Source organism: Longivirga aurantiaca (assembly GCF_042660085.1).
GTDB lineage: Bacteria > Actinomycetota > Actinomycetes > S36-B12 > CAIYMF01 > Longivirga > Longivirga aurantiaca.
The window spans coordinates 1-2,873 of the sequence record NZ_JBHSTI010000007.1 but is presented as its reverse complement, the minus strand read 5'-3'; the positions used below and the strand labels follow the sequence as shown (position 1 = coordinate 2,873).

The following is a 2,873-nucleotide window of genomic DNA, read 5'->3' as shown; positions in this document are numbered from 1 at the left end:
GTACGCACGCCATGGTCCTTGAGGAACGCCTCGGCGACGTCCTTGGCTTCGTCGATGCCCAACGGTGGCTCCAGTCCTGTCGGTGGCCGAACTCTCCAGCCGCTCGCTGAGTAGCCAACTCCCGTCGACGGCGAGCTGTCAGTGGGCGCTGTGGCGGATTTGCCGCCGGTGCAGTATGCAGCGTGCACACTGACGTGAGAAGGCCGTGCAAGGGCGTCGACGGGGGTGGTGCGCACGGCGCACGGGACGGTCACGATCGGTACCCGGACGACCGACGTCGCCCGGGATCATCTCCCGGTTCCGGACACGCGGAGAGGGCGTGGCGCACGGCGTCGCCGGCGCCCTGGTCCGCGGCCGTTCAGCCTTGTGCTCGGCGGGATCGGACCGGCACGAGCGACCAGCCGGCGACCCGGCGCGCGTCACAGGCTGGTGAGCATGCTGCGGCGCGCCTCGGTCACCAGCGCGGTGAACAACGGGAGGTCGGGCGACTCAGGCCTCCACGGGCGCTCCGGGTGCCACTGGACACCGACGAGCCATTCGTCCTCGTCGATCACCTCCAGGGCCTCGATGGTGCCGTCGGCCGCGGTCGCCGTGACCCGGAGCCCCTCGCCCACCTTCTCCGCGGCCTGATGGTGGAACGAGTTCACCACCCGCTCACCAGCGCCGAAGATCCGCCCGAGCCTCGACTCCTCCGCGATCGTCACGAGGTGCGCCGGTGCGAAGCCGGGCTGCCAGTGCTCGATGTGGTCCGTCGAGACGTGCCGGTCGAGCGTCCCGCCGTGAGCCACGTTGAGCAGCTGCAGCCCCCGGCAGATGCCCAGGGCCGGTCGTCGCAGCTCCTGGACGGCGCGCACCAGCGCGATCTCGAACGCATCCCGTTCCCCCACGACGCCATAGGTGGCGTCGTGCCATTGCTCCCCGTAGATGCCCGGTTCGACGTCGCCGCCACCGGTCAGGAGCAGCGCGTCGAGCCCGGCGACGATCTCCGGCGCGTCATCCGGGGTGAGGACGGGGAGGATCACGGGCATCCCTCCCGCGTCCCAGACCGCCTGCGCGTACTGCCTCGCGACGACGACACAGTCCTCGATCAGGACGTTCAGGTCGACCGATCGCTCCTCGGCGGTGATCCCCACCCGAGGTCGACCCGTCAGTGACGCACCCATCTCCGCTCCTCCGCCTGCCTCTCGCGATCGCTGTCCAATGCCGGCGATCTCGCGACCCCGGCGCCTCCGCGGGCGCTACTGCGCGGTCCAGCCTCCGTCGACGAACAGCGTCGTGCCCGTCACGTAGGAGGCGTCCTCCGACGCGAGGTAGGCGACGGCCGCCGCCACGTCCGCCGGCTGCGCGACACGGCCGAGCGGGATCCTGTCGAGGTACCAGTTGAGCAACCGCTCGTCCTGCATGGCGCGAGCGGTGAAGGGCGTCTCCACGATGCCGGGGGCGACCGCGTTGACCCGGATCCGGCTCGATCCGAGCTCGATCGCGAGACCCTGGTTGAACATGTGCAGGGCGCCCTTCGAGGCGTTGTAGTGCACCTGCGGGTGACCGGCGCTCGCGAGGACCACGTGCGCCTCGGTCGACGTGATGTTCACGATCGCGCCCGTTCCCTCTCGACGTGCCAGCGAGCTCTTCATCGCGGGCACGGCCGCCTTCGCGGCGAGGAACGCCCCGGTGGAGTTGACGCGGAAGACCTCTTCCCACTCCGCGATCTCGAGGTCGTCGAAGTCCGAGAACCGGACGATCCCCGCGTTGTTCACCAGGACGTCCAGCGAGCCGAACGACTCGACGACGGACGCGACCATGTCGTGCATGCTCGCCTCGTCCGTCACGTCCGCCGGAACAGCCAGGGCACGCGCGTCCCCGCTCGGGACCACCTCGTCGAGGCGCTGCGCGTCGCGGTCCACGAAGGCGACCGAAGCACCCTCGGCGAGGAGGCGCACGGCGATCCCCAGGCCGTTCCCCGACGCTGCTCCGGTGACTACCGCGGTGCGGCCGGCGAGCCGGGAACCGAGGCTGATCTCTGTCATGGGTCTCCCTCGAGTAGTGCGTGGGTCGAGGGCCGCGATCGACGCGCCCTTCGATGCCTGGACCGGTCGGTGCCATGTCGTCGGACGCAGGCTGACGCCGATGCCCTCGATGACCGACAGCCCGATGATTCGATGGTCGACCGGGTCCGATCAATAGGCGCCGGCGCCCGTCCGTCGCTCGTGGGTCCGTGCACCTGTGCACATCCGAGCACCACGTCCGCTCCCTGCGGACCGGGCTCACGGACCGCACGGCCCTGCGGTCACGACCGTGCGGAAGGCACGCGCTCCCGCGCGGCGGGGGACGCCTCCGGTGCCCGCCGGAGAGAGCCTCGGCGGGCTCCGGGCCGGGCGAATCCGGCGATCACCCCGCCGCAGGCGTTCGGAGTGCACATGATCGCCGCGCCACTATGTCGCATCTGAACATGGTTCGGTGGTCACCCAGGCGACACTCTCTGCTCAACATCGCACGAGGAACCACCGTGTGACGACGAGGGGTGCCCGACCGACAGGGTCCGGGTCCCGCGCTCTGTATCCCCGAAGGAGGGCGAAAACGCATGACTCAGACGTCCACTGAACCCCAGGCGGGTAGGTCGACTGATCTTCTCAAGAGCTCGATCAAGTTCTTCCACATCGTGCTGATGGTCACCGCCGCCGCGGCGCCACTCGTGGTCGTGTCGACGTACATCCCGATCTCGGTCGCGTACGGTGCGGGGATCGCGGTCCCGATCACGTACGCGGCCACGACTCTCGTCCTGGTCATCTTCACGATCGGCTTCGCTCAGATGGCCAAGCGGATCACCTCTGCCGGCGCCTTCTACACCTTCACGGCGCAGGGACTCGGCCGGC

The 2,873-nt window shown here is 69.7% G+C and carries 3 protein-coding genes and 1 pseudogene; 1 reads left to right on the top strand and 3 read right to left on the bottom strand.

What is annotated here, in order from left to right:
- From ACFQGU_RS03770 to ACFQGU_RS03760, 3 genes are all read right to left on the bottom strand, one after another.
- On the bottom strand, nucleotides 1-236 hold a 236-nt coding region (locus ACFQGU_RS03770; RefSeq protein WP_386764027.1), incomplete at its 3' end, for a hypothetical protein.
- Between the two features lie 183 nt (nucleotides 237-419).
- The gene (locus ACFQGU_RS03765) at nucleotides 420-1,163 is read right to left on the bottom strand and encodes a gamma-glutamyl-gamma-aminobutyrate hydrolase family protein (protein WP_386764026.1); all 744 of its coding nucleotides are present in this window, start codon (nucleotides 1,161-1,163) and stop codon (nucleotides 420-422) included.
- Between the two features lie 75 nt (nucleotides 1,164-1,238).
- Nucleotides 1,239-2,027 carry an SDR family NAD(P)-dependent oxidoreductase gene (locus ACFQGU_RS03760; RefSeq protein WP_386764025.1) on the bottom strand — a complete coding sequence of 263 codons (789 nt, stop codon included), beginning with the start codon at nucleotides 2,025-2,027 and terminating at the stop codon, nucleotides 1,239-1,241.
- Between the two features lie 554 nt (nucleotides 2,028-2,581).
- Here ACFQGU_RS03760 and ACFQGU_RS03755 point away from each other — a divergent pair.
- Nucleotides 2,582-2,873, top strand: a pseudogene (locus tag ACFQGU_RS03755) (APC family permease); the annotation flags it as partial.